A 26468-nucleotide genomic window follows, 5' to 3' on the forward strand; every position below is an offset into this window, starting at 1 on the left:
GATTCATCGGCCCGCTATGTCGGGTGCATGAACGAGCGGGGAGGTACCTGCCGGGACACGCCGTGAATACGTCCTTGTAGGCTTGAGCAAAACATCCATGTTTTGCACAGTCCCGTCAGGTACCTCCCCGCTCGTTTCTTAAGTTTTGTGAATGAGGTCCGAGTATGAATAACGCGCTGTTCGACATGACTGGAAAAGTTGCTCTGATCACTGGTTCGACCAAAGGTATCGGCCGTTCAATTGCTGAAGAAATGGCCCGGCTGGGAGCGAAAGTTGTTATCTCCAGCCGCAAAGCCGACGCCTGTGAACAGGTTGCGAATGAGCTGAAATCGCAGGGCTATGAGGCCATGGCTATACCCTGCCACGTCGGTAAAAAAGACGACCTCCAGAACCTGGTAAACAAAACCAACGAAGCCTGGGGCACTATCGACGTGCTCGTATGCAACGCAGCCACCAACCCCGTTTATGGCCCGACATCTGAAATGACCGACGAGGCCTGGGACAAGATCATGGACACCAACGTGAAGGGCACCTTTTGGCTCACCAACATGGTGCTGCCGCAGATGGCCGAAAAAGGTGAAGGTGCCGTGGTGTTGCTGTCCAGCATTGCGGGAATCCGCGGTAACACCACCATCGGAACCTACGGTGTATCCAAGGCCGCAGAAGCTGCACTGGCGAGAAACCTGGCTGTGGAATGGGGCCCGAAAGGCATACGCATCAACAGCATCGCCCCCGGCCTGATCAAAACCGATTTCGCCAAAGCGCTTTGGGAAGACCCCGTCCGTGTTAAACGTGCTGAAGACAAAACCCCTTTGCGCCGCATTGGTGACCCGGTAGACATCGCCGGCCTGGCAGTTTTTCTGTCAACCAAAGCCAGTGCCTACATAACCGGCCAAACCATCGTAGCCGACGGCGGCGAAACGATTTGTTAATCGAGTAAGCACCGAGTTCTGCCAAGGGCTGTGGGTGGTGACGCTTTTTTGCAGGAAAAAAATGTCTGAGCGCAGCGAGTTGTTTTTTCCGAAAGAAAAGCGTCACCGCCCGCAGACCGCTGCCCCCAAAACAAAGGCCGCCACCCGATCACTTAAGGCAACAAAAAATGAGCATAACCCCAGAGCTGGTAACCGTCCTCCCAGCCCACAAATTCGATGAAGTTAGGCTCCTTTCCTGGCTCCAGCAAGCCATGCCGGATTTCGGTAACCGCTTGGAGGTAAAACAATTCCAGGGCGGTCAGTCCAATCCCACGTATTTGTTGGACGCCGACAGTGGGCGTTATGTTCTGCGCAAAAAACCACCCGGGAAAACCCTTCCTTCCGCCCATATGGTGGAACGTGAATACAAGGTGATGCGTGCGTTGTCGGAGCACACCGAGGTGCCAGTCCCGAACGTTCGGGTACTTTGTGAGAGTAGTGACATTATTGGCACGCCTTTCTATGTGATGGACTATCTGGAGGGCCGCATCGTCAGCCATTCTGCATTGCGAGAGCTGGATCGTCAGGAGAGGCTGTCAGCGCATTACTCCGCTATCGATACACTGGCAAAGCTGCACGCTGTTGATGTGAACGCCGTTGGCCTTGGCGACTACGGGCGGCCAGAGGGTTACGTAGCACGACAGGTTTCGCGCTGGAGCAAACAGTATTTGGCCGCCAAAACCGACGACATGCCAGCCATGGACAAACTGATGGCCTGGCTGCCCGAAAACCTGCCTTCGACTGACGAGTGCGCCATCGCGCACGGTGACTACCGTTTCGGAAACCTGATGCTGGCGCCGGACAAGCCGGAGGTTATTGCCATTCTGGACTGGGAACTTTCCACCCTGGGGCACCCGCTGGCGGATCTGGCCTACTATTGCCTGCCATACCACCTGCCATCCGATCTGCCCGGAATGCGCGGACTTCTGGGAGAAGACCTTGAAGCATTGGGTATACCGGATGAGCAGGCAACCATCGCCCGCTACTGCGCGAAAACCGGCCGTGAAAGCATTGCAGACTGGCATGTGTATCTCGCGTTTTCGCTGTTCCGGTTGGCGTCTATCCTTCAGGGCATCTACAAGCGGGCGCTCGACGGTAACGCCGCCAACGCCAATGCCCTGGAAGTGGGTAAACGGGCGAGCATGTTGGCCGAAACCGGCTGGGCAATTGCCAGTGCAGGAGAGCGGATATGACGGCTCCCATGGTTCGGCGCATTCTTATTACCAACGATGACGGCATCAACGCCCCGGGATTGGCGCGGCTGGAAAAAATTGCCCGCAATCTGGCGGAAGAGGTCTGGATTGTTGCACCTGAGCACGATCGCAGCGGCGCCGGCCAGAGTATCTCGATACACCATCCATTACGGGTGTATGAAACCGGAGATAAACGCTACGCGGTTTCAGGCACACCAGCGGACTGCGTGCTCTACTCCCTGGCCCAGTGGTTTGGCGAAGCGCCTCCGGATCTGGTGTTGTCTGGTGTCAATTGCGGTGCCAACATCAGCGACTCGGTGCAGTATTCGGGCACGGTTGGCGCGGTGCTCAGTGCTCAGCACATGAATATCCCCGCTATTGCTCTGAGCCAGGCTTTTCTGTCTCGGGAAGGAATCGACTGGGCACCGGTTGAGCAATTGGGCGAAGGGATCATTCGTAAACTTTGGCAGCCGGGTGAAGCACTTGCCTGGAACGTGAATTTTCCTGCCTGTGAGGCTGGCGACATTGTTTCTGCGCGTTGGTGTAAGCAGTCAAGCGGTTCCATTCAGCAAGCCCGCCTGCAAGCAGGCCAGGATTCCCGAAGCCTGCCTTATTGGTGGCTGGGCTTTGATCGCAGCTCCCGGCATATCGTAGCACCGGATTCCGATGTGGCGGTGCTGAGAGACAAGGCGGTTGCCATTACACCCCTGCGGCACCAGGGCACCTTGCCCGGGGCTACCAAAGAGTTTGATCTGTCCGCAATGCTGGCAGGCTGATTTACATCTGGAGAGAACAACAATTATGTTCACACGTCATTATGCGGTCTGGCCGAAAGAGTTGCCCAAGACCATGACTCTGCCAAAAACCAGTGTTTTTACCAATCTGGAAATCTCGGCCCTGCGGTATCCCGACCACACCGCCATTATTTTCTATGACGCGCCCATCACATACCGTCGGTTGCTGGCGGAAGTGGAGGCCATGGCAGGGTATCTGCAGGCACAAGGTGTGAAAAAGGGTGATCGGGTGCTGTTGTACATGCAGAACTCGCCGCAGTATGTGATTTCTTATTATGCGATTCTGCGAGCGGATGCGGTGGTGATTCCGGTTAACCCCATGAACCGGGCCGCAGAACTCGAACACTTCATTGCGGATACCCGTTCAGCTGTCTGCCTGGCGGGCCAGGAGCTGGCTGAATACATTGCACCTATGCTGGAAAGCACCGACCTGGAGCAGGTCGTGGTGGCTTCATATAACACTTATATCAAGCCTGGCACCGACCTGGACCTGCCGGCAGAAGTGGCAAGCCCGGCATGGTCAGGCGAAGTTCCGGGTCTGGTGAGCTGGGAAAGCGCCATGGCGGCAGGCCATAGTCCTCAAGAACACACGGCTGGGCCGGAAGATCTGGCGGTGATTCCCTATAGCTCGGGCACAACCGGTGCACCAAAAGGCTGTATGCACACTCATCGCTCGGTGATGGCAACGGCCGTCCACCGTGTGTTCTGGAACCTGAGTACCTCAGACAGCGTGCAGTTGGCCACTTTGCCGTTTTTCCATGTAACCGGCATGACCGGCTCCATGAACGGACCGATTTTCGCCGGGTCCACATCCGTGATTATGACGCGCTGGGATCGTACCACTGCATCACGACTCATTGAGCGTTACAAGGTCACCGGCTGGACCAACATAGTTACCATGGCTGTGGACTTTCTTTCCAATCCGGATATTGGAAAATACGATCTCTCCAGCCTGAATATGATTGGTGGCGGAGGCGCCGCCATGCCGGTCGCCGTTGCGGAGAAGCTGAAAAAGCTGACGGGCCTGAACTACATCGAGGGCTATGGCCTGTCAGAAACCATGGCAGCAACCCATATCAATCCCAACGCGAAGCCCAAAGCCCAGTGTCTGGGTATTCCGGTGTTTGATGTGGACAGCCGGATTATTGATGTCGATACCCTGGAAGAAAAAGGCCCGGGTGAAACCGGTGAGATCGTTTCCTGTGGCCCGCAGGTAACCATCGGCTACTGGAACCGACCTGCCGAAACCGATGCAGCGTTTATCGAAATCGACGGCAAGCGCTTCTTCCGTACGGGTGATCTCGCCTATTACGACGAAGAGGGTTACTTCTTCATGGTCGATCGCCTCAAGCGAATGATCAACGCATCGGGCTATAAAGTGTGGCCATCGGAAGTGGAGGGCCTTATGTACCGGCACCCTGACATTCATGAGGTGTGCATTATCTCGGCGCCGGATCCCAAACGGGGTGAAACGGTGAAAGCTTGCATCGTGCTGACACCTGAGGCAGAAGGCAGCACCAGCGTTGAGGACATTACAGGTTGGTGCAAGGAGCAGATGGCTGTTTATAAAGTACCTACCATTGTTGAATTTGTGACTGCCCTGCCAAAGTCCCCCACGGGTAAGTTGATGTGGCGTGCGCTTCAGGATGAAGAATGGAAAGGAACGGAGAAATCATGAACGACAAACCCAGCATTCTGATTGTTGGCGCCGGCGCTATAGGCAGTTTCTACGGTGCTATTCTGAAGAAAGCCGGTTGCTCGGTGAGCACGGTATTGCGCTCAGACTATGAAGCGGTGAGAGCTCAGGGTGTTCGCATCACAAGCCCGCTCGGAGATTTGTCCTACGAGCCGGATCATGTATATCGTGATGGTGACTTGCCAGAGGAATCTCCGGACTTTCTTATCCTGTGCGTGAAGGTTTTGCCCGGTGTGGACCGGGTTGCACTGATCGCGTCCTGGATGGGCGAGAAAACCCGTCTGGTGCTGATTGAAAACGGCCTGGATATCGAGAAAGAGCTGGCCGATGCCTACCCGGATAATTCTCTTATAAGTTGCCTCGCCTTCATTGCCGTGAGCCGCACAGAATCCGGTGTTGTCGAGCATAAAGCTTACGGCAAGCTCGTGATGGGGAGCTACCCGGAAGGCATTGATCAGAGCTGCCGGATATTGTCTCAGCTGTTCATAGAGGGCGGTATCAAGGTTGACCTGACTGAGCGTGTGGTGGGTGAACGCTGGCGTAAGTGTCTCTGGAATACACCGTTCAACCCCTTGTCTGTTATTGCTAACGGCGCAGATACCCGAACCATTCTGGACACTGCGGGCGGTGAGGAGCTGATCGGGGCCATGATGCGTGAGGTCATGGCCGTGGCTGCGGCCGAAGGTTATCCAATGGATGAAGCATTAATCGAGCAGAACATCGAAGGCACGCGGAAAATGCCAGCCTACAAGAACAGTATGGCTCTGGATTATCTCAATGACCGCCCGATTGAACGGGAGGCTGTGTTGGGCAACGTGGTGGCCTTGGCGAGGCACCATGGCATTGCAGTGCCTCACCTGAATACGGTACTGGTAACTCTGAAAATGCGCGCAGCCCTGGAAGGGCGGGTATAAAAATTTCCTGAGACTACGCGCCTCTCAGCAGAAAGCCTGTCTTACACTGCGTAGCCGGGGTTTTTGCTGTCGAGCAATCTCAGCAGTGCCGGCCAGGTTAGCGCCGCTGCGCTGCCCAGGGCTTGTGACTGATCGGCAGTTGTCCGAATGGCTTGCTCCGAGGGCATATATACCGGGCCACAACTCTGTGCCTTGACCTGTATCTCGCAGGCTTTCATCAGGAAGTACAGGTATGTAAAGGTTTCCGGTACGTCTTTACCGGCGGTCAGAACACCATGATTGCGCAGCATCATCATGGACTTGTCACCCAGATCCCGTATCAGGCGCTCGCGCTCATCCAGGTTCAGGGCCACGCCTTCATAATCGTGGTAACTCAGGTGCGCGAGGCATAGCATGGCCGTCTGGCTCAGGGGCAGCAAGCCGTCCCTGTGGGCGGAAACTGCCACGCCATCGGGGGCATGCAAGTGCATAACGGCACCGGCATCATCGCGCCCCATGTGCACGGCGCTGTGGATGGTAAAGCCGGCAGGGTTCACCCGGCCAAGGCCGCCGGATTCGACCACTTGCCCGTCTCTGTCCACTTTCACCAGCGAGGAGGCCGTGATCTCGTGGAACAGCAAGCCATAGGGGTTAATCAGGAAATGATGTTCAGGGCCAGGCACCCGGGCGGAAAGGTGGGTGAACACCAGGTCATCCCACCCAAACAGGGCGACAAGACGATAGGCCGCAGCAAGCTGGCTACGTACCTGCCATTCTGCCTCTCTCAGGGCATTTTTTTCAGTACTTGAGGTGTTTGTTGTCATGCGTTGTTCACCTTGTTTTTCATTGCGCATAAAAAAGGGAGTGGCAAGCCACCCCCTGAAGAAGACCTCTTTCTGATCAGTCAGAGGTCTCAGGCTCACCGACCAACGAGTTTAGCTTGCCTGCAAAAGAGATGCGTAGCGCTCCAGATGAAAATCATCATCGCCCAGTTGGTGGTTGATCATGATCAGGCGCTTGGCGTAATGGGCAAAGTTGTATTCCCATGTCATGCCAATACCACCGTGGGACTGTATACCCTGTTCCGAAATGAACTGCCCGCTACGGCCGATAACGTTTTTCGCCGCAGATAGCACGCGACGGCGCTCATCACTCTGCTCTTCATCAGCCACGCTGGCGGCCAGAGTCGCCATGGAGCGAGCCTGCTCCAGTTCCGACATCATGTCGACCATGCGATGTTGCAGTACCTGAAACTTGCCGATGGGTACGCCAAACTGTTTGCGCTGCTTGAGGTAATCCAGAGTCAGCTCGTTAGCGACTTCCATAACCCCGATAGCTTCAGCACACAGTGCCGCAATGGCGCGGCCGGCCTGATACTCGATCACCTCGGCGGCCTTGCCTTCTTCGCCCAGCAGGGAATCGGCACTTACCTGAACGTTGCTCAGGGTAAGGTCGCAGCCTTTAGCACCGTCAATGGTTGGATAAACCCGGCGCTCAATTCCGGCGGTATCTGCCTTCAGTGCAAACAGGCTGATTCCGTCTGCATCGCAGGATTCACCGGAAGTGCGCGCTGACACCAGAATAACGTCAGCGCAATGCCCGCCAATGACCACAGCCTTGCGACCGTTGAGCAGGTAACCGCTGCCTTTCTTCTCGGCTCGGGTCTCTACATCGTTCAGATTGTAAAAGCTCTGGGGCTCCTGAAGCGCAACGGCAGCTTGCAGTTCGCCGCCGGCGATACCACCTAACCAGGCTTCTTTCTGGCTATCGTTTCCAGCCTGGCTGATAAGGCCTCCGGCGAAAATGACAGACTGCAGGTACGGCTCCAGGCACAGACCGCGCCCCAGTTCGGTCATGACCGACTGCACTTCTACACCGCCACCACCGAAGCCACCCAGCTCTTCCGGGAAGGGCACGGCTGTCAGACCCAGCCCGCTGAGCTGCTTCCAGAAATCCACGCTGAAACCGGCATCGGTTTCGCTGTATTCCAGGCGTTTTTCAAAACTGTATTCACCGCGCACAAGGCGGGCCACGGTGTCCTGCAGCATTTGCTGCTCTTCGTTGAGTCGGAAATCCATGGTCGCCTCCTTAAAGCCCGAGAATCATTTTCGACACGATATTTTTCTGGATCTCATTGGATCCGCCGAAAATCGAGAGCTTGCGGTTGTTGAAATACTGAGCTGACAGGGGTGCAGCGTTCTCGTCTGACAGGAACTCGCCGTCGTAATCGAGGTTCAGCTCCTCTTCCACAAACGGAATGGCATAGGGCCCGATGGCTCTGCGTGCCAGGTCGTTAATGGCCTGTCGAATCTCTGTGCCTTTTACCTTCAGCATGGAGCTTTCCGCACCTGGCATGCCGCCGCCTTCAACCGATGCAATAATCCGCAGGTTGCTTATTCCTGCGGCCATCAGGTCGATCTCAACCTTGGCGATACGCTGGCTGAATGTTGTGTCCTCAATCAGCGGTCGGCCATTCTTGATGCGGCGTGAGGCCAGAGCTTTCAGGTGAGACAGTGCAGCTTTGGACAGGCCAATGCCGGCCAGCCCTGTGCGCTCGTAGGTCAGCAGGAATTTTGCGTAGGTCCAGCCTTTGTCTTCCTCACCCACCAGGTTTTCGACCGGCACTTTTACATCTTCGAAGAAGACTTCGTTCACCTCATGCTCGCCGTCAAGCGTAATGATCGGGCGCACGGTAATGCCTGGCGTATTCATGTCGATCAGCAGGAAGGAAATGCCTTCCTGAGCTTTCACCTCGGTGTTGGTGCGCACCAGACAGAAAATCATGTTGGCGTGCTGGCCAAGGGTGGTCCAGGTTTTCTGGCCACTTACAATGTAGTGGTCGCCCTGCCTGACGGCCCGGGTCTTGAGGGAGGCCAGATCAGAACCGGCGCCCGGCTCGGAATAGCCCTGGCACCACCAGTCTTCACCGCTGAGGATGCGGGGCAGATAGGTCTGCTTCTGTTCTTCGTTACCGAACCTGATGATAACCGGCGCCACCATGTTCACGCCGAACGGGACAGAACGGGGCACGCCGTAGCGGCAGGATTCTTCATCCCAGATGTGCTTCTGGACCGGTGTCCATTTCACGCCGCCATACTCTTCCGGCCAGTGCGTGGCGTACCAGCCTTGCTTGCAGAGAATCTGCTGCCAGCGCTGGTGGTCTTCTTTGGAGAGGTGACGGAAACCCTTCACCTTGGCAGCAATATCTGCCGGAAGTTTCTCATCCAGGAACGCTCTCACTTCATTGCGGAAAGCGAGCTCCTCGGCGGTGTAGTTCATGTTCATGATTAGCCTCGTCGTGTTGGGCTTTTTGGTATCAGCTAAACGCTGCGATTCCCGTCTGGCCACGGCCAAGAATCAGGGCGTGAACGTCATGAGTGCCTTCATAGGTATTTACAGCTTCGAGATTCATGACATGACGGATTACATGGTATTCGTCGGAGATACCGTTGCCGCCATGCATGTCGCGGGAAACCCGGGCGATGTCCAGGGACTTGCCACAGTTGTTGCGTTTGAGCAGAGAAATCGCGTCCGGAGTGGCGTCGCCGTTATCCATCATGCGGCCCAGTTGCAACGCGGCTTGCAGGCCCAGAGTTATTTCGGTCTGCATATCCACGAGCTTTTTCTGAATCAACTGGTTAGCGGCCAGCGGTTTGCCGAACTGCTTGCGCTCAAGGGTGTAATTACGAGCGGCGTGCCAGCAGAATTCAGCAGCACCCAATGAACCCCAGCTAATACCAAAGCGGGCCTTGTTAAGGCAGCTGAAGGGGCCCTTAAGGCCTTCTACGTCCAGCTTGTTCTCTTCCGGAACAAACACCTCATCCATAAAAATGGATCCTGTGTCGGAAGCACGCAGTGAGAACTTGCCTTCAATCTTCGGAGTGTCCAGGCCTTTGGCGCCTGCGCGCTCGATAACAAATCCGTTCACCTTGCCATCCAGCTTGGCCCACACCACAAAAATATCAGCGATGGGGGAGTTGGTAATCCAGGTTTTGGAACCGCTCAGCAGGTAGCCGCCGTCTACTTTCGTGGCGCGGGTTTCCATGCCTGCCGGATCCGAGCCGTGGTTGGGCTCGGTCAGGCCGAAACAGCCCACCATTTCGCCAGAGGCCAGCTTGGGCAGAATGCGCTTCTTCAGAGCTTCCTGGCCATACGCATGTATCGGGTGGATGACCAGTGAGGATTGAACGCTCAGGGCGGAACGATAGGCAGAATCGACACGTTCTACCTCGCGGGCGATCAGACCGTAACAAACGTGGTTCAGGCCCGGGCCGCCATATTCTTCCGGCAGGGTGGCACCAAGCATGCCCAGGTCACCCATGTCGTTGAAGATAGTGCGATCGAACTTTTCATGGCGATTGGCCTCGGTGATGCCCGGCATAAGGCGCTGATCACAGAAACTGCGAATGCTGTCCCGAACCTGGCGCTCGGTTTCATCCAGTTGTTTGTCAAACTGCAGAAGGTCATCCCAAGGTGCAGAAGCCATGTTGTTTCTCCTCAGTAAAGAAAGAGCACCCGGAGATAAAAGATTCCGGGCTGCTTTGTCATTTGTGCTAGCATAGTTTCATTAAGCGAAACTGAGTTTTGTATTGACTTTGCAAAAGACTAATCCGGGTGTGTGTGAAATGCAAGCAGAGACCATCTCTGTCGGCGTGATCCTGATAAGGGCAGTGCAGGCATGAATACTGCGGATCGCTGGCTGTTACCTGTTGCGGTTCTGGTTGAGCTGATGGCTATAGGTTTTTCCAGCACTCATCTCAGTGCAATCGCAGGCGTGTTGTTCATTTTCTGTTTTCTGTGGGCAGGTGGCCGACTGCAGTCGTACTCCCGCATTCTGTTGCTGATTTCTCTGGCAGTTACGGCGTGGTTTCTGGTGCGCGGGCAACTGGGTATGGACAGGTTGCTCAAAGCGTCTTCTGATGCAGCGTTTTACGCCGCATTTCTTGGCAGCCTCGGGATGATGCAATGTCTGGTCAGGCGCTTTGAAGTACTGCGCAGGATTCACGACGTCCTGCTGGGTGGTCGCGCGGTCTGGTTATACCCTAAATACGCTCTGGTCAGCTGCGGCATCGCCTCTGTTCTGAGTTTCGGCATGATGAATCTGCTTTGTGGCAGTCTTTCGGAAACCCTGCGAGAGCGTGGGATTACCGGCGAGTCCCGTTTGCAATGGTTGCGCAGTGTTCTGATCAGCGCGCTGCGTGGTTTTGCGCTTGTTCCTCTGGTGGCTCCCACGAGTGTCGCTGTGGCCATACTGACCCGGGAGCTGCCTCAGTTGAGTTGGTTTATGCTCTTGCCGTTCGGCCTTGCGGCCTCCGGAGTTCTGATTGCAGTTGGCTGGTTGCTGGAACAGCGCCGTTTCCGACAGGTCAGTAGCGAGCGTGTGGCTCTGGATCAGTGGCCTCCGGGTACCTTGCGGCTGCTGGGGCTGGTTTTGACCGTATTTGTCATAATGGCGGTTATCGTCGCTTTAACGGATTTCAAGGTATCCGTCGCCGCCATGATGGCTGTCCCATCCGTTACGCTTCTTTATATGATCTGGCAGGAGAGGTCCCCGGGGGTTGTATTCAAGGAAAGCGCAACTCAGATTTCAACCATGAATAATGAAATGGCGATTTTTGCCGCGTCAGCGATTCTTGGCGTATCAATTTCCAGCGTGATTCCAGAGGATGCGTTGAGAGGTCTTGTGAGCTCAGCGGGAGGAATGTGGATACTTGCCGTGGCCGGTATGCTGAGCCTGCCGCTGTTATCGACCATCGGCATTATTCCGATTACGGTCTTAAGCGTTCAGGCAGGCCTGCTGCCGCAACTGATAGCCGAGGGCATGGATCCGATACTGATATCCGTAGCCTTGGTTATCGGCTTTTCCCTGGCGATGATGCTGTCGCCTTTTGGCCCGTCTGTCATGCTACTTTCCCGGTTTGGCCAGGTGCCGCGATGGGTTGTCGCTTTTCGCTGGAACGGTGTGTTTGTATTGATTGCAGTGCCGCTTCTGCTGGCGCTTCTGGCTTTCGAGATCCTTGTCTTGCCAGCAATTCAGTAAGAGCGCTTTCGCGCGTCCTTTATTCTGTCTGGCAGAACGTTATACCAATTACTGCCCCGGGGATCCTGTTTTTCGGGCTCCGAATGCAGCCATCAACATGAATGTTTCATTTTTTAATGCGGGTTTTGAACTGAGTTTGTGGTACTTGCATTCATCAACGATTAAAATGCTTCATACTTTATATACACGGAATTCATAGCCCGGAACATTGGAGCTGGCGACGTTGTTGGAGGACGCCACATTATGCCAAAAGCAAAAACCACTTCACCGGAGCTGATGGCTGCATCTGGTGACGGCGAACCGGTGAAGCCGGAGAAGGATCGAAAGTTCGTCGAGGCGCTGTCCCGTGGTCTGGATGTGTTGCGGGCCTTCAGTCAGGGCTCGGTGATTCTCGGTAACCAGGATATTGCCCGGATTACCAACCTCCCCAAACCCACCGTATCCCGCATGACCTATACTCTGACCAAATTGGGGTATCTGAGTTACAACACCCAGCTGGAGAAATATCAGCTCAGCTCCGGCGTGCTGGCGTTGGGTTATGCGTATGTCTCCAACCTGAAAGTCCGTCAGTTGGCAAAACCCTATATGGATGAGTTCGCGCGGCAGAATAATATGTCTATCGGCCTGACCTGCCGTGATCGCCTGCATATGATTTATGTGGAAAATCGTCTGCCGCCCGAAGCCTCTCTGCTGCGCATGGATATCGGTCTCAAATTACCGATGGCCACAACGTCGGCGGGCCGGGCCTATTATTGTGCAATTTCAGACAAAGGACGAAAGGTAATTGATGATGCCATGGCGTTAAAATATGGCCCGGAAGCCTGGCCTGAGAAAAAAGAGGGCCTGGATCGCGCCATGGAAGACTACAAAAAATATGGTTTCTGCCTGTCACTCGGCGAGTGGGATCGCAACATCAACTCCGCGGGTGTTCCCGTTCATTTGCAGGACGGCACGACTATGGCACTGACCTGTGCTGCACCGTCCTACCTGGTTCCGGCTGAAAAGCTACGCGAGTCTATTGCTCATCAGCTGGCGATGCTGGCCAGTGACATTGAGTCGCTTGGCGTTTAGCCCGGTTTCAGGACGCAGTGCTTGCCGGGACAACTCCGGGCTCTATAAAACCGCAGGATTCGTCCTGCGGTTTTTTTTGCCCGGTTTTAAATGGTGGTTGAAACCCGGAGAGAACTTGTATTAAATCGTATGCATGTTTCGCTTGTTAAAACTACATTTCATATAAAGCGAGGGAGAGAATATGTCTGAGGTCGTAACTTACAGTCGTGAAGGCAATATTGGCGTGATTACAGTGGATTACCCGCCGGTTAATGCCCTCAGCCATGCGGTGCGTTCAGGCCTGGTTGCCGCGCTTGAGCAGGGCCAGAAAGATTCGGGCGCCAAGGTGCTTTTGCTGGTGTGTGAAGGCCGTACCTTTATTGCAGGTGCCGATATCCGTGAATTTGGCAAGCCCATGCAGGATCCTGGCTTGCCTGCGGTCGTTGAGCAGTTCGAGAACAGCGACAAACCCCTTGTTGCCGCGATCCACGGCACGGCGCTGGGCGGCGGGCTGGAGACAGCTCTTGGTTGCCATTACCGGGTTGCGCTGAGCAGCGCCAAAGTGGGTCTGCCGGAAGTAAAACTGGGCCTGTTGCCCGGTGCCGGCGGCACTCAACGCTTGCCGCGTCTGGCTGGCGCACAGAAAGCGCTGGAGATGATTACAACAGGCCAGTTTATAGCAGCCAAAGATGCGCTGACCTTCGGCATTGTCGATGCCGTTGACGATGGCAAAGACGTGAAAGCGGCAGGTATGGCCTATGCACAGAAAATTGCAGATGAGGGCAAGCCGGTGCGCCGGGTTCGTGATCTGACAGACAAGATTGCGGCGGATAAGGGCAGCGACGTGTTTGAGCAGTTCCGTGCCACGTTGAAAAAGACGGCCCGTGGTCAGTTTTCTCCGTTCAAGTGTGTGGACGCCGTTGAGGCGGCCTTTAACCTGCCGTTCCCGGAAGGTATGAAGCGCGAGCGCGAGCTGTTTGTGGAATGCATGAACTCGCCTCAGCGGGCGGGCCAGATCCACTCGTTTTTTGCCGAACGTGAAGTGTCGAAAGTCAAAGGGTTGTCGAAGGACACGCCGGTACGTGATGTGAACAGCGTTGGCATCATTGGCGCAGGCACCATGGGCGGTGGCATCGCCATGAACTTCGCCAACGTCGGTATTCCTGTCACCATCGTGGAAATGAAGCAGGAAGCTCTGGATAAAGGGCTGGGCATTATCCGCAAGAACTACGAAAACTCTGCGAAAAAGGGCCGTATCACCGAGAAGCAGGTGGAAGACCGGATGGCTCTGATTACCGGCAGCCTGAACTATGACGACTTCAAGAATGTAGACCTGGTGATTGAAGCTGTGTTTGAAAACATGGCGGTCAAAAAAGAGATTTTCGGCAAGCTGGACGGCGTGTGCAAGCCCGGAGCCATTCTGGCCTCCAATACGTCTACGCTCGATATTGATGAAATCGCCTCTGCGACCAAGCGCCCGGAAGACGTTGTGGGTATGCACTTCTTCAGCCCGGCCAACGTGATGCGATTGCTCGAGAACGTTCGCGGTAGCAAGACGTCTGATGAGGTGAAAGCCACCGTGATGGCTGTTGCCAAGAAGATCAAGAAAGTAGGTGTGTTGGTGGGCAACTGCCACGGTTTCGTGGGTAACCGCATGCTGCACAAGCGCGGCACTGAGGCTATGGCGCTGGTTAACGAAGGTGCTACACCACAGCAGGTCGACAAGGTGCTGACGGATCTGGGTTATCCCATGGGTCAGTTTGCCATGTCGGATCTGGCGGGTATTGATGTGGGTTATCGCATCCGTGAAGAGTTGCGTAACTCTGGTGAAGATGTCGCGCCCAGCTGGATGGACAAGCTGGCTGAACAAGGTCGCCTGGGCCAGAAGACTATGGCGGGCGTTTACAAGTACGAAGAAGGCAGCCGGGCGCCGATTCCGGATCCTGAGGTGGAGCGGATTATTGAGGATTTCCGCAAGGAGCAGGGTATTGCTTCCCGTGAGATTTCGGATCAGGAGATTCTTGAGCGCTGCATGTATGTGATGGTGAATGAGGCGGCGAAGATTCTGGAGGAGGGTATTGCTGACCGGTCTCTGGATATTGATGTGGTCTGGATTTATGGCTATGGCTTCCCGGCTTATCGTGGTGGGCCTATGTTCTGGGCGGATCAGGTTGGGCTGGATGTGATTCTGGCTGCGGTGGAGAAGTATCACGCTTCGGTTGGCGGGGATCAGTGGGAGCCTGCTTCGCTTCTGAAGCAGTTGGTTGCTGATGGTCGGAAGTTTGGCGACTTGTGAGATTGCTTTAGTTTCGAGCTGGCCTCTGATTGATTGACCTTGGGGGCTGGCTCGGCGCGGGTTGTCTTTTCTTCTGGAAAAAACAACTCGCTGCGCTCAGACATTTTTTTCCGGCAGAAAAGACAACCCGCACCAAGCCGGCTTGGCTGGGGCATTTTGATCCTTGCCGTATTCTGTTGAGGGTTGGCACTTCACTTTTTATTTCGAGGCAATTTTTATGTCAGACGCGCTTATTGTTTCTACTGCTCGTACCGGTCTTGGGAAGTCTTACCGTGGTGCTTTGAACGCTACCCACAGTGTGGATCTTGCAGGGCATGTGATTAAACACGCGGTTGCCCGTGCGGGCATTGATCCGGCGATTGTTGAGGATGTGATTCTGGGGGCGACGTTCCACGAGGGTTCCCAGGGCAAGAACATGGCTCGTTTGGCGGCTATTCGTGCGGGTTTGCCGGTGACCACGGCGGGGCTGTCGATTAACCGTTTTTGCAGTTCCGGTTTGCAGTCGATTGCTATCGCAGCGCAGCGTGTGGTTTCCGAGAAGGTGCCTGCGATGGTGGCGGGTGGTGTTGAATCTATTTCTTTGGTGCAGAACGATAAGCTGAACAGTTTTCATGCGACCAATGAGTGGTTGATGAAGAACAAGCCCGAGCTGTATATGTCGATGATTGAAACGGCGGATATCGTTGCTCAGCGTTACAACGTCAGCCGTGAGTCTCAGGATGAATACGCGCTTATCTCCCAGCAGCGCACGGCGGCGGCTCAGGAAGCAGGCAAGTTTGACGATGAGATTGTGCCTTTCGATGCGACGATGATGGTGAAGGACAAGGAAACGGGTGAGGTCAGTAAGAAAGACGTCACTCTCACACGTGATGAGTGCAATCGTCCGAACACGACGCTTGAAGGTCTGCAGAGCTTGAACGCGGTGCGCGGCGAGGGCAATTTTGTGACGGCGGGTAATGCCAGCCAGTTGTCTGACGGCGCGTCTGTTTGCACGGTGATGAACAGCACTTACGCTGAGAAGCACAATATTGAGCCCATGGGTATCTTCCGTGGCTTTGCGGTAGCAGGGTGCGAGCCTGATGAGATGGGTATTGGCCCGGTGTTCGCCATTCCGCGTCTGTTGGAACGCAACGGCCTGACCATGGATGACATTGATCTGTGGGAACTGAACGAAGCCTTTGCGTCGCAAGTGGTTTACTGCCGTGATCGCCTGGGGATTCCCATGGAAAAACTTAACGTAAACGGCGGTTCCATTTCCATCGGTCACCCCTACGGCGTAACCGGCTCCCGCCTGGCAGGCCATGCCCTGATTGAAGGCAAACGCCGCGGTGCCAAGTACGTTGTAGTCACCATGTGCATCGGTGGCGGCCAAGGTGCAGCGGGACTGTTTGAGGTCGTATAACTGGCGTTGAGCCGGCCCCGGGGTGGGGTGCCTTTTCTTCTGGGAAAAACAACTCGCTGTGCTCAGACATCTTTTTCCCGCCAGAAAAGGCACCCCACCCCGCGTCCAGCACCGTCAAAGGTGTTAGCTATCCAGATTACTAACAGGAAGCACTTACCATGGACAGAAAAGCCAAAGCTGTTGTTTGCCGTGAATGGGGCCAGCCCGTTCAGGTGGAGACCATTACTGTTGAAGGCCCAAAGCGGGGTGAAATCACCCTGAAAATCGCTGCCTGCGGCGTATGCCACAGCGATCTCTCCGCCACCACCGGCAAAATCCCGTACCCACCACCTTTGGTACTTGGGCACGAAGCCGCTGGAGTGGTCATTGAAGTTGGCGAGGGTGTAACCGAATTCCAGGAAGGTGACCACGTCGTCAGCTCCTTTATTTCCATGTGCGGCAAGTGCCGCCAGTGTGTGCGCGGCCGGCCAGTGCTGTGCGAAAACGCCCGCAAGGCCATGTTTACATTGCCCGATGGCACCGTGAGAACCAAAGACGCCAACGGCGAGCCTCTCAACGTATTCGGAGCCTGCGGTGTGATGGCGGAATACGCCACCATGCATGTGGATAACTGCGTGAAAGTCGACAAAACCGTGCCCATGCAAAATGCAGCGCTTGTGGGTTGTGCAGTGATGACCGGTGTGGGTGCCGTTTTTAATACCGCGCAGTTGGAACCAGGCTCCCGTGCGGCAGTCTTCGGGATTGGCGGCGTTGGTCTCAACGCAATTCAGGGCTGCGCAACGGCAGGAGCCGAGATGATCGTGGCCGTAGACAGCAACCCTGCGAAGCTGGAAATGGCTAAAGAATTTGGCGCTACCCACACCATTAACATCAACGACGTAGAGGATGCAGCCAAAGCCGTTAAAAAGCTGACCGGCGGCGTAGACTATGCCTTTGAATGCGTTGGCGCAGGCGCTGTTGTAGAGCAGGCATATAAAAGTCTGGGGCGAGGAGGCACAGCTGTTGTTGTCGGCGTGTCTGACCCGAAAGACAAAACCTCAATAACCACACTGACGTTGCCGGCAGACGAGCGCACCCTCAAAGGAAGCTGGCTGGGTTCGGCCCGCCCGCAATACGATTTTCCGCGCATCATCGGGTTGTACAAAGCCGGCAAGCTGAAACTGGATGAACTGGTTACGCGCACCTACCCCATTGAAGAAGCTGCTCAGGCTTTTGACGACATGGTGGCAGGCAAGAATGCACGCGGCGTAATTGTGATGGAGCCCTGAAATGAAAACCCGAATTACTGAAATGTTTGGCATTCGCCACCCGATCATTCAGGGGGGCATGCACCACGTCGGCTATGCCGAGCTGGCATCCGCTGTATCCAACGCCGGTGGTCTGGGTATTATTACCGGGCTTACCCAGCCTACGCCTGAGGATCTTGCGCGGGAGATTGCCCGCTGTCACAAGATGACCGACAAACCCTTTGGCGTGAATCTCACTTTCCTGCCTTCATTCAACGCGCCGCCTTATCCCGAGTATATTGACGCCATTATTGAAGGTGGCGTAAAGGCGGTGGAAACGGCGGGCCGTAGCCCGGAAAAGTACATGCCTCAGCTCAAGGCTGCCGGCATCAAGGTGATTCATAAATGCACCTCCGTGCGCCATGCCCTGAAAGCGGAAAAGATCGGTTGTGATGCTGTCAGTGTTGATGGCTTTGAATGCGGTGGTCACCCCGGTGAAGACGACATACCGAACTTTATATTGTTGCCCCGGGCAGCTGACGAACTGAAGATTCCGTTCGTTGCCTCCGGCGGTATGGCCGATGGTCGAAGCCTTGTGGCAGCCATGGCTTTGGGTGCGGAGGGTATGAATATGGGCACTCGCTTTCTCGCCACCAAAGATGCACCCATTCACGACAACGTCAAACAGGCGATCGTGGAGGCGGACGAGCTACAGACCCGCCTGATCATGCGTGACCTACGCAACACCGAAAGGGTTCTGAAAAACGCCGCGGTTGAGGAAATCATCCGCATCGAAAAGGAAAAGGGCAAAGCGGTGACCATTGACGATATCCGCCACCTGGTCACCGGCGCCAAAGGCCGCCTTGTTCTGCAGGAAGGTAAAATGGACGAAGCCGCCTGGAGCTGCGGCATGGTGGCAGGCCTGATTCACGATATCCCGACCTGCGATGAGCTGATACAGCGCATCATGGTGGAGGCTGAGGCCATTGTGCGCCAGCGCCTGGCAAAGTTTCTGGAAGACTAGTGCCTGCGATTTCCCGGCCTTACAGGGAAATCGTTTTGCTGACGGTCCCGGACCAGTCGCTCTCAAGACCAGTGGTATCTATGGTTTTGATGGCGAAATACCAGGTACCCGTTCCAAGTCCCGTTATTTCGAATGCGTCCTCTTGACCATCGACCGTAATTTCTTGGTTCGATGTGTTTTCAATGTTTTGTTCAGTGCCATATCGAACGATATATGTGGCAATTTCACCCGGGGCCATCGACACCCCGTTGACTCGCGTCCATGGTGCCTGCCAAGTCAATTTTGCAGACCCGGTGATCGGTGCCGGAGCAGGTTGAGGCTGTGGTTCAGGCACCGGGGCGGGCTCAGGCTCCGGCATTGGCTCTGGCTCCGGCATTGGCTCTGGCTCTGGCTGAGGCGTGGGCTCAGGCTGGGGTGTGGGTTCAGGAGCTGGCTCCGGAACAGGCTGCGGCGCAGGTTCGGGGGTCGGCTCGGGTTGAGGCGCTGGTTCTGGAGCGGGTTCAGGCTGGGGCGAAGTGATGTGCCCTGTTGATCCCAGAGTCTCTTCAAGGCTCGCGACTGCCTCAGCAAGTATATTGTCCCGAACACCCGCATCCGCCAGTTGAGGCTGCAAATACTCGGCCTGAAGCATGCCTGCCAGTGCCAACAGTTCAACGCTCAGCTCAAGATCATCTCCGGCGCCAAGCGGCAAGTCGCCACTTGCACCGGCGCTCTCCCGGGCGGTTTCAAGCACATCACCCAGCGTGCGCCAGCGGTCACCATCTACCAGGCTCAGAAACGCGATATTCAGCAACGCGGTCTTCAGATCCGACGCTTGAACGCTGCCTAAATCAGATGCTGAGAGATCTACAGGCCTCCTGGACAGAGCGCCAGCATCAAGCCCGAAGCGCTCTTCCTGATCGCCGAGCGATTCGATAAATTGAAGATATTTGCCATCGGAAGACTTGAGGAATTTTTCGAAAGCCAGAGTTGCCAGTGGGGTTAAAGCTACAGATCTGCTGGAATCAGAGGGGTTCACAAGCGATTTCAAAACCAGGTTGTTGCCCGGCCAGAACCACTCGCCAAAGCCGACGTTGACGCCGGATGGCGTGTTGCACGCGGGTTGCGCGTCACAGCGCATGCGAGTTTGGGTATCTGACTGCAATATCACTTTAAGAGGTTGGTCTGAATAGCTTTCCGGTACTGAAATGCGGAACCCACCGTTCTGGTTAGTTCTTGCGGTTTCCCCTATCTCTACCCAGCCGCTGTCCATAGCGCCGGCCTCATGGCGCCAGATAGATACCAGCCCGCCTTCAATGGCGCCTTTGACGGCATAGCCTTCTACCCAAACCTTCTGGTTTTCGCTTTCGCCAGATGAAGCACTGTTATCGGGAGTGCTCACCGATACGTCGGGTACTTCAGCTTTCGAGTTTGATGAATCACCACCGCCGCAAGCCGAAAGCAGAGAGCTTAGCGCTATGGCGAAGAGACCGAGCCGTGTGCGTGTATGGAAGGTGAACATTGCAACTCCAGGGAAAGTGGACGATGCAATGCTACCGCTCGAAGGTGTTAAATGGTGTTAATTATGGCGCTATTTGGTTACTTAATGCGTCAATTTATCGTCATATAATGTTGGTCAAACCCTGCTCCCCCTTTCGTTATCTATGGTAGCCAAGGCACGGCCAGCTCGTTGGCTGCGTTACATAGTTCGCGCAAACAGGCCAAAGGGCATGGCCTTCAGCACATAGCTCAAGGGTGTCCACGGCCACCAGGGTACGTAGGCCCGGCGTTTTTCCTTGTTTATCGCGTGCACAAGGGCGCGCACGCCGGTGTCCAGATCTACCCGGAAAGGCGCATTTTTGGTGTCCCGGTTAATGTCGGTGAGAATGTAGCCTGGCATTATGTTGCTCACTCGAATTGGCGTATTCCTCGTGTCCAGCTGCAAACCTTCTGCCAGCGAAGCAACGGCAGCCTTGGTTGCAGCATATACATTCAGAGGTCCACGAAAGCCTCGTACGCCGCTGACTGAAGACATCAACACCAGGTGGCCGCTGTTCTGCTCACGGAATATTTCCATGGCGGATTCACATTGGGCGATGGCGGCTACAAAGTTGGTTTCAGCAGTCTGGCGATTGGCCGAGAACTGTCCCCGGCCGATGGCAGCTGAGCTTCCGATACCCGCATTAACAACTATCCGGTCCAGACTGCCGAGTTCTTTCCGGAATGCCCGGAAGACCTCAAACACCTGCTCGTATTCACACACATCGAGAGGGAGTACCAGTACGCGGATACTCGGGTAGCTGGTTTGTAACTCGTGTTGCAACTCGCTCAGCTTTTCGGAGCTGCGGGCGCACAATGCGAGATTACAGCCCTGCGCCGCCCATTCCCGCGCCATTCCCTCACCTAAACCGGTACTTGCTCCGGTAATCAGGATGTTTTTTCGCATAAGTGCTTTCCTTTGATTGGTATCTTTGAAGCGTGGGGTTCGGCGCAGGCTCAGTGCAATTACTCCACATTTTTCAATAGATGCTCGATTTCGTTTGGCGCTGTATGTGCTTTGAACGCATTGGATGCGGCTTCAACGGTGATGGCAACGAGTATTCCGGCGAGCATAAGGCCAATAAACGTGATGATTATTGATAGCACTTTCGAGATTTTTTTCAGCGGCAATATATCCCCATAACCAACGGTTAGTGCGGTAATGAAAGCCCAGTAAAGAGCATCGAACTTTCGCCATGACTCTATGCGGCCAACGATTAACCCGAGTATCGAAATTATGGCCCCGAGCATGAGCAAAACAGGAGATACCAGAAGGAGCCCCAATAGAAGTATTTTTATGAAGGTAATCGAAAATTCCATAAACAGCTCTCAGGTGGCTTGCGCAAGGTGAAAGAATTCTGTCTGTCAGGCGGCATTTTACTGTGGAATTGACCTGGTGGAGCGACACTGTGGTTCGGCAGTAAGCTATATTGCCATTTCTGCGTATCAAGAAGGTAGCCATGGAGTCAGTGGTCGCAACAAATTCTGTACGATTGAGAGGAATGGTATTACCGTTGATTCCGGATTTTCTTAAAGCTCCATCTCTGTCCGCCGATTAATAAGGAAAGGGCTGGAGTTCAGTATATAGCGGGCTGTCGGTGTGATCGCCGGCAATTGATGGGAAATACTATGCGATCTGGTAAAACAAAAGGGGTAATGCTTTTATTACTCTTCACTGTTTTTTTTGCGCAAGCGGCGGGATCAAAGGAGCTGGTGTTCCTTAACTGGCCAGATTACATGGATCCGGACATTCTTGTGGAGTTCGAGCAGCGTACCGGTATTACGGTAAAACAAAGCTATTTTGATTCCGATACCAGCCGGGATGAACTGCTACTCGAGACCGAAGGTAAAGGCTTCGATGTGGCGCTTATCAATGGCGCCTCGCTCAGGATTCTGGCGAAGCGCGGTTGGCTCGAGCCTCTTGATGAGTCGGCGATTCCAAATCTGAAGCACGTCGACCCGCGCTGGCGCACTGCATTTGAAAAAGCCGAAGATTTTGGCGTTCCCTATTTCTGGGGTACGGTCGGCATCGTCTACCGACAGGATCTTGTTCCGTTCAAGGTTTCAAGCTGGATGGATCTGTTGCGGCCAATAGAGGAGCTCCGTGGCAAAATCAGCATGATTGGTGATAGTGCGGATATGATCGGCGCGGCCCTCAAGGCGCTGGGCTACTCGCTCAACAGCACCAATGAGGATCAAATGAATGAGGCAGAGGCGTTGTTGCAAGCTCAGGCTCCCGCAGTGAACACCTACCGATATCTTTCTCTGAACGAAGATTCCGCGCTGTTAACCGGTGAGGTAGTTATGAGCATGATGTACAACGGCGATACCCGGATGTTGCAGGAGTACAGCAATAATATTGCTTTTTTACTTCCGGAAGAGGGCGGCAATATCTGGACCGACTATCTGAGTGTGCTCAGCGCCTCGCCCAGAAAGGCTGACGCGAAACGTTTTATCGATTTCCTTAATGAGCCGGAGATCGCCGCGCGGCTGGCGCAGTACGTTTATTACGCTACGCCCAACCGGGCCGCCGAGGCATTGCTGCCGGCTGAGTTCAAGAGCGATCCGGTTATTTACCCGAGTGGGAAGGCTCTTGAAAACTCGGAAGCGTATAGTCGATTGCCGCCTCGGGCTCAAAAAAATCGCGCGGCAATATTTTCGCGTATTGTCCATTGAACGCCGAACTCTGATCTTGTGGGCTATTTACGATGAATGACAACAAAGCCTTCATCAGCAAATGCAACGCGTTCTGGCTGATGCTCATTCTGATTGTTTCCAGTTTTCCGGTGCAGGCCGCAGGGCCGACGGAGCTGGTATTTCTCAATTGGTCTGATTACATGGATCCCGAGATTCTGGAGGAGTTCAGGCAACGCACCGGCATCGCGGTAAAACAAACGTATTTCGAGACTGATGCTGCCCGGGATGAACTTCTGGTCGAGACTGGGGGTAGAGGTTTCGATGTGGCGGTTATCGATGGCACCTCGATACGGATTCTCGCAAAGCGTGGCTGGCTTGAACCAGTTGATGAAACTGACATTCCCAACCTGAAGCACGTTGATCCGCGCTGGCGGGCTGTTCACGAGGATGCCGAGGTTTACAGCGTGCCCTATTTCTGGGGTACGCTGGGCATCGCCTATCGCAAGGACCTGGTTCCGTCTCCGGTTTCAAGCTGGATGGATTTGTTGCAGCCAGCCGAGGAGCTGTATGGCAGCGTGGCGATGATAAGCGATACAAGAGATTTGATTGGCGTGGCGCTGAAGGCTTTAGGTTATTCGCTCAACAGCACTGATCAAAAACAGCTCCATGAAGCCGAGGCGTTACTTCAATCCCAGGCGCCGGCTGTCAAAACCTACAAATACGTTTCCCGGGGTGAAAGTTCTGCGTTGGTGAACGGCCAGGTTGTCATGAGCATGATGTATAATGGCGGCGCTCTGGAGGTTCAGGAGTATCACGATGAGATCGCGTTTATTCTTCCTGAGGAGGGCAGCAATATCTGGGTCGACTATTTAAGTGTTCTCAGTGCCTCCACCAACAAGGCTGCTGCTAAACACTTCATCGACTTTCTTAACGAGCCAGAGATTGCAGCGCGGCTGGCGCAAGCCGTTCATTTCGCGTCGCCGAACTTGTCTGCCAATGCACTGCTGCCGGCAGAGTTCAAGAGTGATCCTGTTATCTATCCGAGCCAAGAGGCGCTGGAAAAGTCGGAAACCTATCGTCGTCTGCCGGCCCGGGCGCAGAAAATTCGCGCAGCGATTTTTTCGCGCCTCGTCAACTGAACCGCCTATACGCATATGCGCCTCCACGCCAAGGTTCTGTTAGTTGTCGTGCCCTTAGCGGTCATTCCACTGTTGATGCTGGGCTGGCTAGCCTATGATCAACTGCGATCGAGTGCGTTAGAGCGCAGCTCGAGCCAGATGACGACGCTGATGGACCAGATATCGCGCAATTTTCATATGCATCAGGATGTTGCTGAAGCGAATGCCAAACTGTTTGCGGATGCGTCGTTGATGCGCGCTTACGCACTGACCAAAGATGAAGAAGAGCGGTATGTTCTGATGCTGCCTTCTCTGCTGAAGCTTTTCTCCAGCTATTTGCGAGCTTATCCTGATTATACGGAAATACGCTTCCTGCTACCGGATGGTTACGAGGATGCTCGTACGACCTTGATGCCGATACCCAATGTCACCGAAGATGAGGGCGATACTCCTTTTTTTCAGGAACTCAGCCGGTTCGAGGGTGAGACATTTGTTCAGGTTTCCACGCCCCCGGACAGCCATGCGATATCGCTGCAGATTGCCCGGCCTATCCGGCTGATCGACTTGGCCACCCAGGACCCTCTCAACGGTACGCCGACACTAAGGGGTTATCTGGTGGTCACCATGGCGCTGGATTTCATGGCGGAGCAGATGGCTGCCAGCCGAATTGGCGAAAACGGCCATACGCTTATCGTCGATGCAGACGGCAAGATTCTCTTTCATCAGGACCCAGCCCGGCTGGGCCAGCAACTGCCAATGCCGCTGTTAGATAAGGCTTTGGAGATGGTGAAAAGTGAGCAGCTTGTACCTGCGTACTATCAGCAGACGGATAGTTTGTTAGCGACGCGGCGTTTGCACGAAGGCCTGCTGCTGGTCGGCATACTGCCGAAGGAAGATCTGCTCAAAGAAAGCCAGCGGCTTGGTAATATTGTTGCCTGGATCATACTCGGTACCGTGGCGTTGTTGACCATTGCTTTATTGAGCGCCATGAATTTGCTCATGGTTCGTCCACTCAAACATTTAATGGGCGCCGTCCGCGAGATTGGTCGTGGAAACCTGGCACCTGATATCGCGTTATCGACCAATGATGAGCTCGGGCAGCTCGCGCTGAGTTTTCAGGAGATGGCGGGCAACCTTGAAAAATCACGTGTCAAGATCGAGCGCTTGGCCTATCACGACAGCCTGACTGGTTTGCCCAACCGGTTTCAGGCTCATGAAGATCTGCGCCATATGATCTCTCTCGCCCGTCGCGAGAATGGCAAGATGGCGGTGCTGTTTCTGGATCTGGATAACTTCAAGCGAGTCAACGACACGCTGGGACATCAGGTGGGTGATCAACTGCTCAAGGAAATGGCGACCCGTCTCAGCTCCGTCCTGCGGGCGGAAGATGTCATCCTTCAGGATCCCCCTCGAGATACTCTGGATGTTCTCGCTCGCCTGGGCGGAGACGAGTTCGTTATTCTGCTGCCCAGGGTTCATGGCTCCCAGGATGCGGCGAAGGTTGCCTTACGCATTCTCGAAATCATGAAAGAGCCGTTTCATTTGGATAGTAAGGAAATATATAGCGGTAGCAGCATTGGCATCTCGCTGTTTCCCGATGACGGTACCGATGTGGATGATCTGATAAAGAGCGCCGATGCCGCCATGTACCAGGCGAAAGAGCAGGGTCGCAACAATTTCCAGTTCTACTCCGCTTCGTACAATCGTGCGGCTTTTGAATATATTTCGCTGGAAGGGAGGCTGAGGCGCGCAATAGAAAACAACGAACTGGAGCTTTATTATCAGCCGCTGGTGCAGGCCAGTACAGATAAGGTCGTTGGGTTAGAGGCGTTGCTGCGCTGGAATGATCCGGTTGAGGGTGTTATTCCGCCAGACAGGTTTATTCCAATCGCCGAAGACAGCGGGTTGATTCTGCCGATTGGTGAATGGGTTCTGCATGAAGCCGGGCGCCAGCTAAGTGTCTGGCAGGCTGCGGGGCTTGCCGATGCCTCTGTCTCCGTCAACGTCTCTGCAATTCAGCTTCAGCGCCAGGATCTTGTAACTATTGTCGATGAGGTATTGGAGGAAAACGGGCTGCACCCCTGGCAACTGGAGCTTGAGATTACAGAAACTGCGCTGATGAAAATCAGGCCAGAGGTTATCGGTGACCTGAATGCGATGCGTCAAAAAGGTGTGGCCATTTCACTGGATGATTTTGGTACGGGCTATTCATCTTTGAGTCTTCTGCAAGAGCTTCCCATCAGTAAATTGAAAATCGACAAATCTTTTGTTCGGGACATGCTTGTTGATTCCAAAGATGCAGCCATCGTCTCAGCCGTTCTGTATATCGCCAAAAGCCTGGGGTTAAGCTCAACCGCAGAGGGCGTCGAAACGCCGGAACAGGCAGCCCATCTTGCGAGCGAGGGCTGTGACCAGCTGCAGGGTTACCTGCTAAGCCGGCCATTACCGGTAGCTGAGATGACAAGGTTACTGAAGAGCAAAAAAGTAACGAGTCTTCTCAGGTCGAATATTGCGTAATATGGAATAATTTCGGATTATGGAATTCCTGCTCCGCGTTGTAGAATTTTCCGAGCCTGGCCATTTTAGTTCGTTTTTGCCATTAAACCCGGA

Annotated in this window: 21 protein-coding genes; 14 read left to right on the forward strand and 7 right to left on the reverse strand. The window is 54.6% G+C overall.

Going from position 1 to position 26468, the window contains the following annotated elements:
* The first annotated feature begins 164 nt into the window (after positions 1-164).
* The 5 genes from ACN0RL_RS16670 (at position 165) to ACN0RL_RS16690 (ending at position 5568) form a co-directional block, all read left to right on the forward strand.
* Complete coding sequence (locus ACN0RL_RS16670) at positions 165-932, forward strand: SDR family NAD(P)-dependent oxidoreductase (protein ID WP_417518850.1); 768 nt, start codon at positions 165-167, stop codon at positions 930-932.
* A 167-nt stretch (positions 933-1099) separates the two neighbouring features.
* Positions 1100-2164, forward strand: coding sequence for a phosphotransferase (locus ACN0RL_RS16675; protein WP_417518852.1), 1065 nt, complete (start codon positions 1100-1102; stop codon positions 2162-2164).
* Positions 2161-2940: a 5'/3'-nucleotidase SurE gene (gene surE / locus ACN0RL_RS16680; RefSeq protein ID WP_417518854.1), complete on the forward strand. Its 780-nt coding sequence runs from the start codon at positions 2161-2163 to the stop codon at positions 2938-2940. The genes ACN0RL_RS16675 and surE overlap by 4 nt, the downstream gene beginning before the upstream one ends.
* A gap of 25 nt (positions 2941-2965) precedes the next feature.
* The gene (locus ACN0RL_RS16685) at positions 2966-4636 is read left to right on the forward strand and encodes a long-chain fatty acid--CoA ligase (protein WP_417518856.1); all 1671 of its coding nucleotides are present in this window, start codon (positions 2966-2968) and stop codon (positions 4634-4636) included.
* Positions 4633-5568 carry a ketopantoate reductase family protein gene (locus ACN0RL_RS16690; RefSeq protein ID WP_417518858.1) on the forward strand — a complete coding sequence of 312 codons (936 nt, stop codon included), beginning with the start codon at positions 4633-4635 and terminating at the stop codon, positions 5566-5568. Before ACN0RL_RS16685 ends, ACN0RL_RS16690 begins: the two co-directional genes overlap by 4 nt.
* Positions 5569-5609: 41 nt before the next feature.
* Here the strand turns inward: ACN0RL_RS16690 and ACN0RL_RS16695 are convergent, their stop codons facing one another.
* The 4 genes from ACN0RL_RS16695 to ACN0RL_RS16710 form a co-directional block, all read right to left on the reverse strand.
* Positions 5610-6371 (reverse strand): class II aldolase/adducin family protein, encoded by a 762-nt coding sequence (locus tag ACN0RL_RS16695; protein ID WP_417518860.1) that lies wholly within the window; start codon positions 6369-6371, stop codon positions 5610-5612.
* A gap of 111 nt (positions 6372-6482) precedes the next feature.
* Positions 6483-7625, reverse strand: coding sequence for an acyl-CoA dehydrogenase family protein (locus ACN0RL_RS16700; protein ID WP_417518862.1), 1143 nt, complete (start codon positions 7623-7625; stop codon positions 6483-6485).
* A gap of 10 nt (positions 7626-7635) precedes the next feature.
* Positions 7636-8832, reverse strand: coding sequence for an acyl-CoA dehydrogenase family protein (locus ACN0RL_RS16705; RefSeq protein WP_417518864.1), 1197 nt, complete (start codon positions 8830-8832; stop codon positions 7636-7638).
* Between the two features lie 31 nt (positions 8833-8863).
* Positions 8864-10033, reverse strand: coding sequence for an acyl-CoA dehydrogenase (locus ACN0RL_RS16710; RefSeq protein WP_417518866.1), 1170 nt, complete (start codon positions 10031-10033; stop codon positions 8864-8866).
* A 192-nt stretch (positions 10034-10225) separates the two neighbouring features.
* Here ACN0RL_RS16710 and ACN0RL_RS16715 point away from each other — a divergent pair, with 192 nt between their 5' ends.
* The 6 genes from ACN0RL_RS16715 to ACN0RL_RS16740 all read left to right on the forward strand — a co-directional run bounded on the left by ACN0RL_RS16715 (position 10226) and on the right by ACN0RL_RS16740 (position 18585).
* On the forward strand, positions 10226-11587 hold the full coding sequence (locus ACN0RL_RS16715; RefSeq protein ID WP_417518868.1) for a hypothetical protein: 1362 nt from the start codon (positions 10226-10228) through the stop codon (positions 11585-11587).
* Between the two features lie 243 nt (positions 11588-11830).
* Positions 11831-12658, forward strand: coding sequence for an IclR family transcriptional regulator (locus tag ACN0RL_RS16720; protein ID WP_417518870.1), 828 nt, complete (start codon positions 11831-11833; stop codon positions 12656-12658).
* Between the two features lie 181 nt (positions 12659-12839).
* Positions 12840-14933, forward strand: coding sequence for a 3-hydroxyacyl-CoA dehydrogenase NAD-binding domain-containing protein (locus tag ACN0RL_RS16725; protein WP_417518872.1), 2094 nt, complete (start codon positions 12840-12842; stop codon positions 14931-14933).
* A 217-nt stretch (positions 14934-15150) separates the two neighbouring features.
* Positions 15151-16335: an acetyl-CoA C-acyltransferase gene (locus ACN0RL_RS16730; RefSeq protein ID WP_417518874.1), complete on the forward strand. Its 1185-nt coding sequence runs from the start codon at positions 15151-15153 to the stop codon at positions 16333-16335.
* 158 nt (positions 16336-16493) lie between these two features.
* Positions 16494-17603, forward strand: a complete 1110-nt coding sequence (locus ACN0RL_RS16735; RefSeq protein WP_417518876.1) for a zinc-binding dehydrogenase — start codon at positions 16494-16496, stop codon at positions 17601-17603.
* A 1-nt stretch (position 17604) separates the two neighbouring features.
* The gene (locus tag ACN0RL_RS16740) at positions 17605-18585 is read left to right on the forward strand and encodes an NAD(P)H-dependent flavin oxidoreductase (protein ID WP_417518878.1); all 981 of its coding nucleotides are present in this window, start codon (positions 17605-17607) and stop codon (positions 18583-18585) included.
* Between the two features lie 19 nt (positions 18586-18604).
* Here ACN0RL_RS16740 and ACN0RL_RS16745 read toward each other — a convergent pair whose 3' ends face one another.
* From ACN0RL_RS16745 to ACN0RL_RS16755, 3 genes are all read right to left on the reverse strand, one after another.
* Positions 18605-20086, reverse strand: a complete 1482-nt coding sequence (locus ACN0RL_RS16745; protein WP_417518880.1) for a fibronectin type III domain-containing protein — start codon at positions 20084-20086, stop codon at positions 18605-18607.
* Positions 20087-20263: 177 nt separating this feature from the next.
* On the reverse strand, positions 20264-21010 hold the full coding sequence (locus ACN0RL_RS16750) for an SDR family oxidoreductase (RefSeq protein WP_417518882.1): 747 nt from the start codon (positions 21008-21010) through the stop codon (positions 20264-20266).
* A gap of 59 nt (positions 21011-21069) precedes the next feature.
* On the reverse strand, positions 21070-21423 hold the full coding sequence (locus tag ACN0RL_RS16755) for a potassium channel family protein (RefSeq protein WP_417518884.1): 354 nt from the start codon (positions 21421-21423) through the stop codon (positions 21070-21072).
* A gap of 393 nt (positions 21424-21816) precedes the next feature.
* On the opposite strand from ACN0RL_RS16755, the gene ACN0RL_RS16760 reads away from it, so the two are divergent.
* From ACN0RL_RS16760 to ACN0RL_RS16770, 3 genes are read left to right on the forward strand one after another with little or no spacing between them, the layout of a single operon-like run.
* Complete coding sequence (locus tag ACN0RL_RS16760) at positions 21817-22779, forward strand: polyamine ABC transporter substrate-binding protein (protein ID WP_417518886.1); 963 nt, start codon at positions 21817-21819, stop codon at positions 22777-22779.
* Between the two features lie 32 nt (positions 22780-22811).
* Positions 22812-23879, forward strand: coding sequence for a polyamine ABC transporter substrate-binding protein (locus tag ACN0RL_RS16765; protein WP_417518888.1), 1068 nt, complete (start codon positions 22812-22814; stop codon positions 23877-23879).
* A gap of 48 nt (positions 23880-23927) precedes the next feature.
* Complete coding sequence (locus ACN0RL_RS16770; protein ID WP_417518890.1) at positions 23928-26375, forward strand: EAL domain-containing protein; 2448 nt, start codon at positions 23928-23930, stop codon at positions 26373-26375.
* Positions 26376-26468 lie beyond the last annotated feature (93 nt).

It is taken from the genome of Marinobacter sp. (assembly GCF_048259445.1).
GTDB lineage: Bacteria > Pseudomonadota > Gammaproteobacteria > Pseudomonadales > Oleiphilaceae > Marinobacter.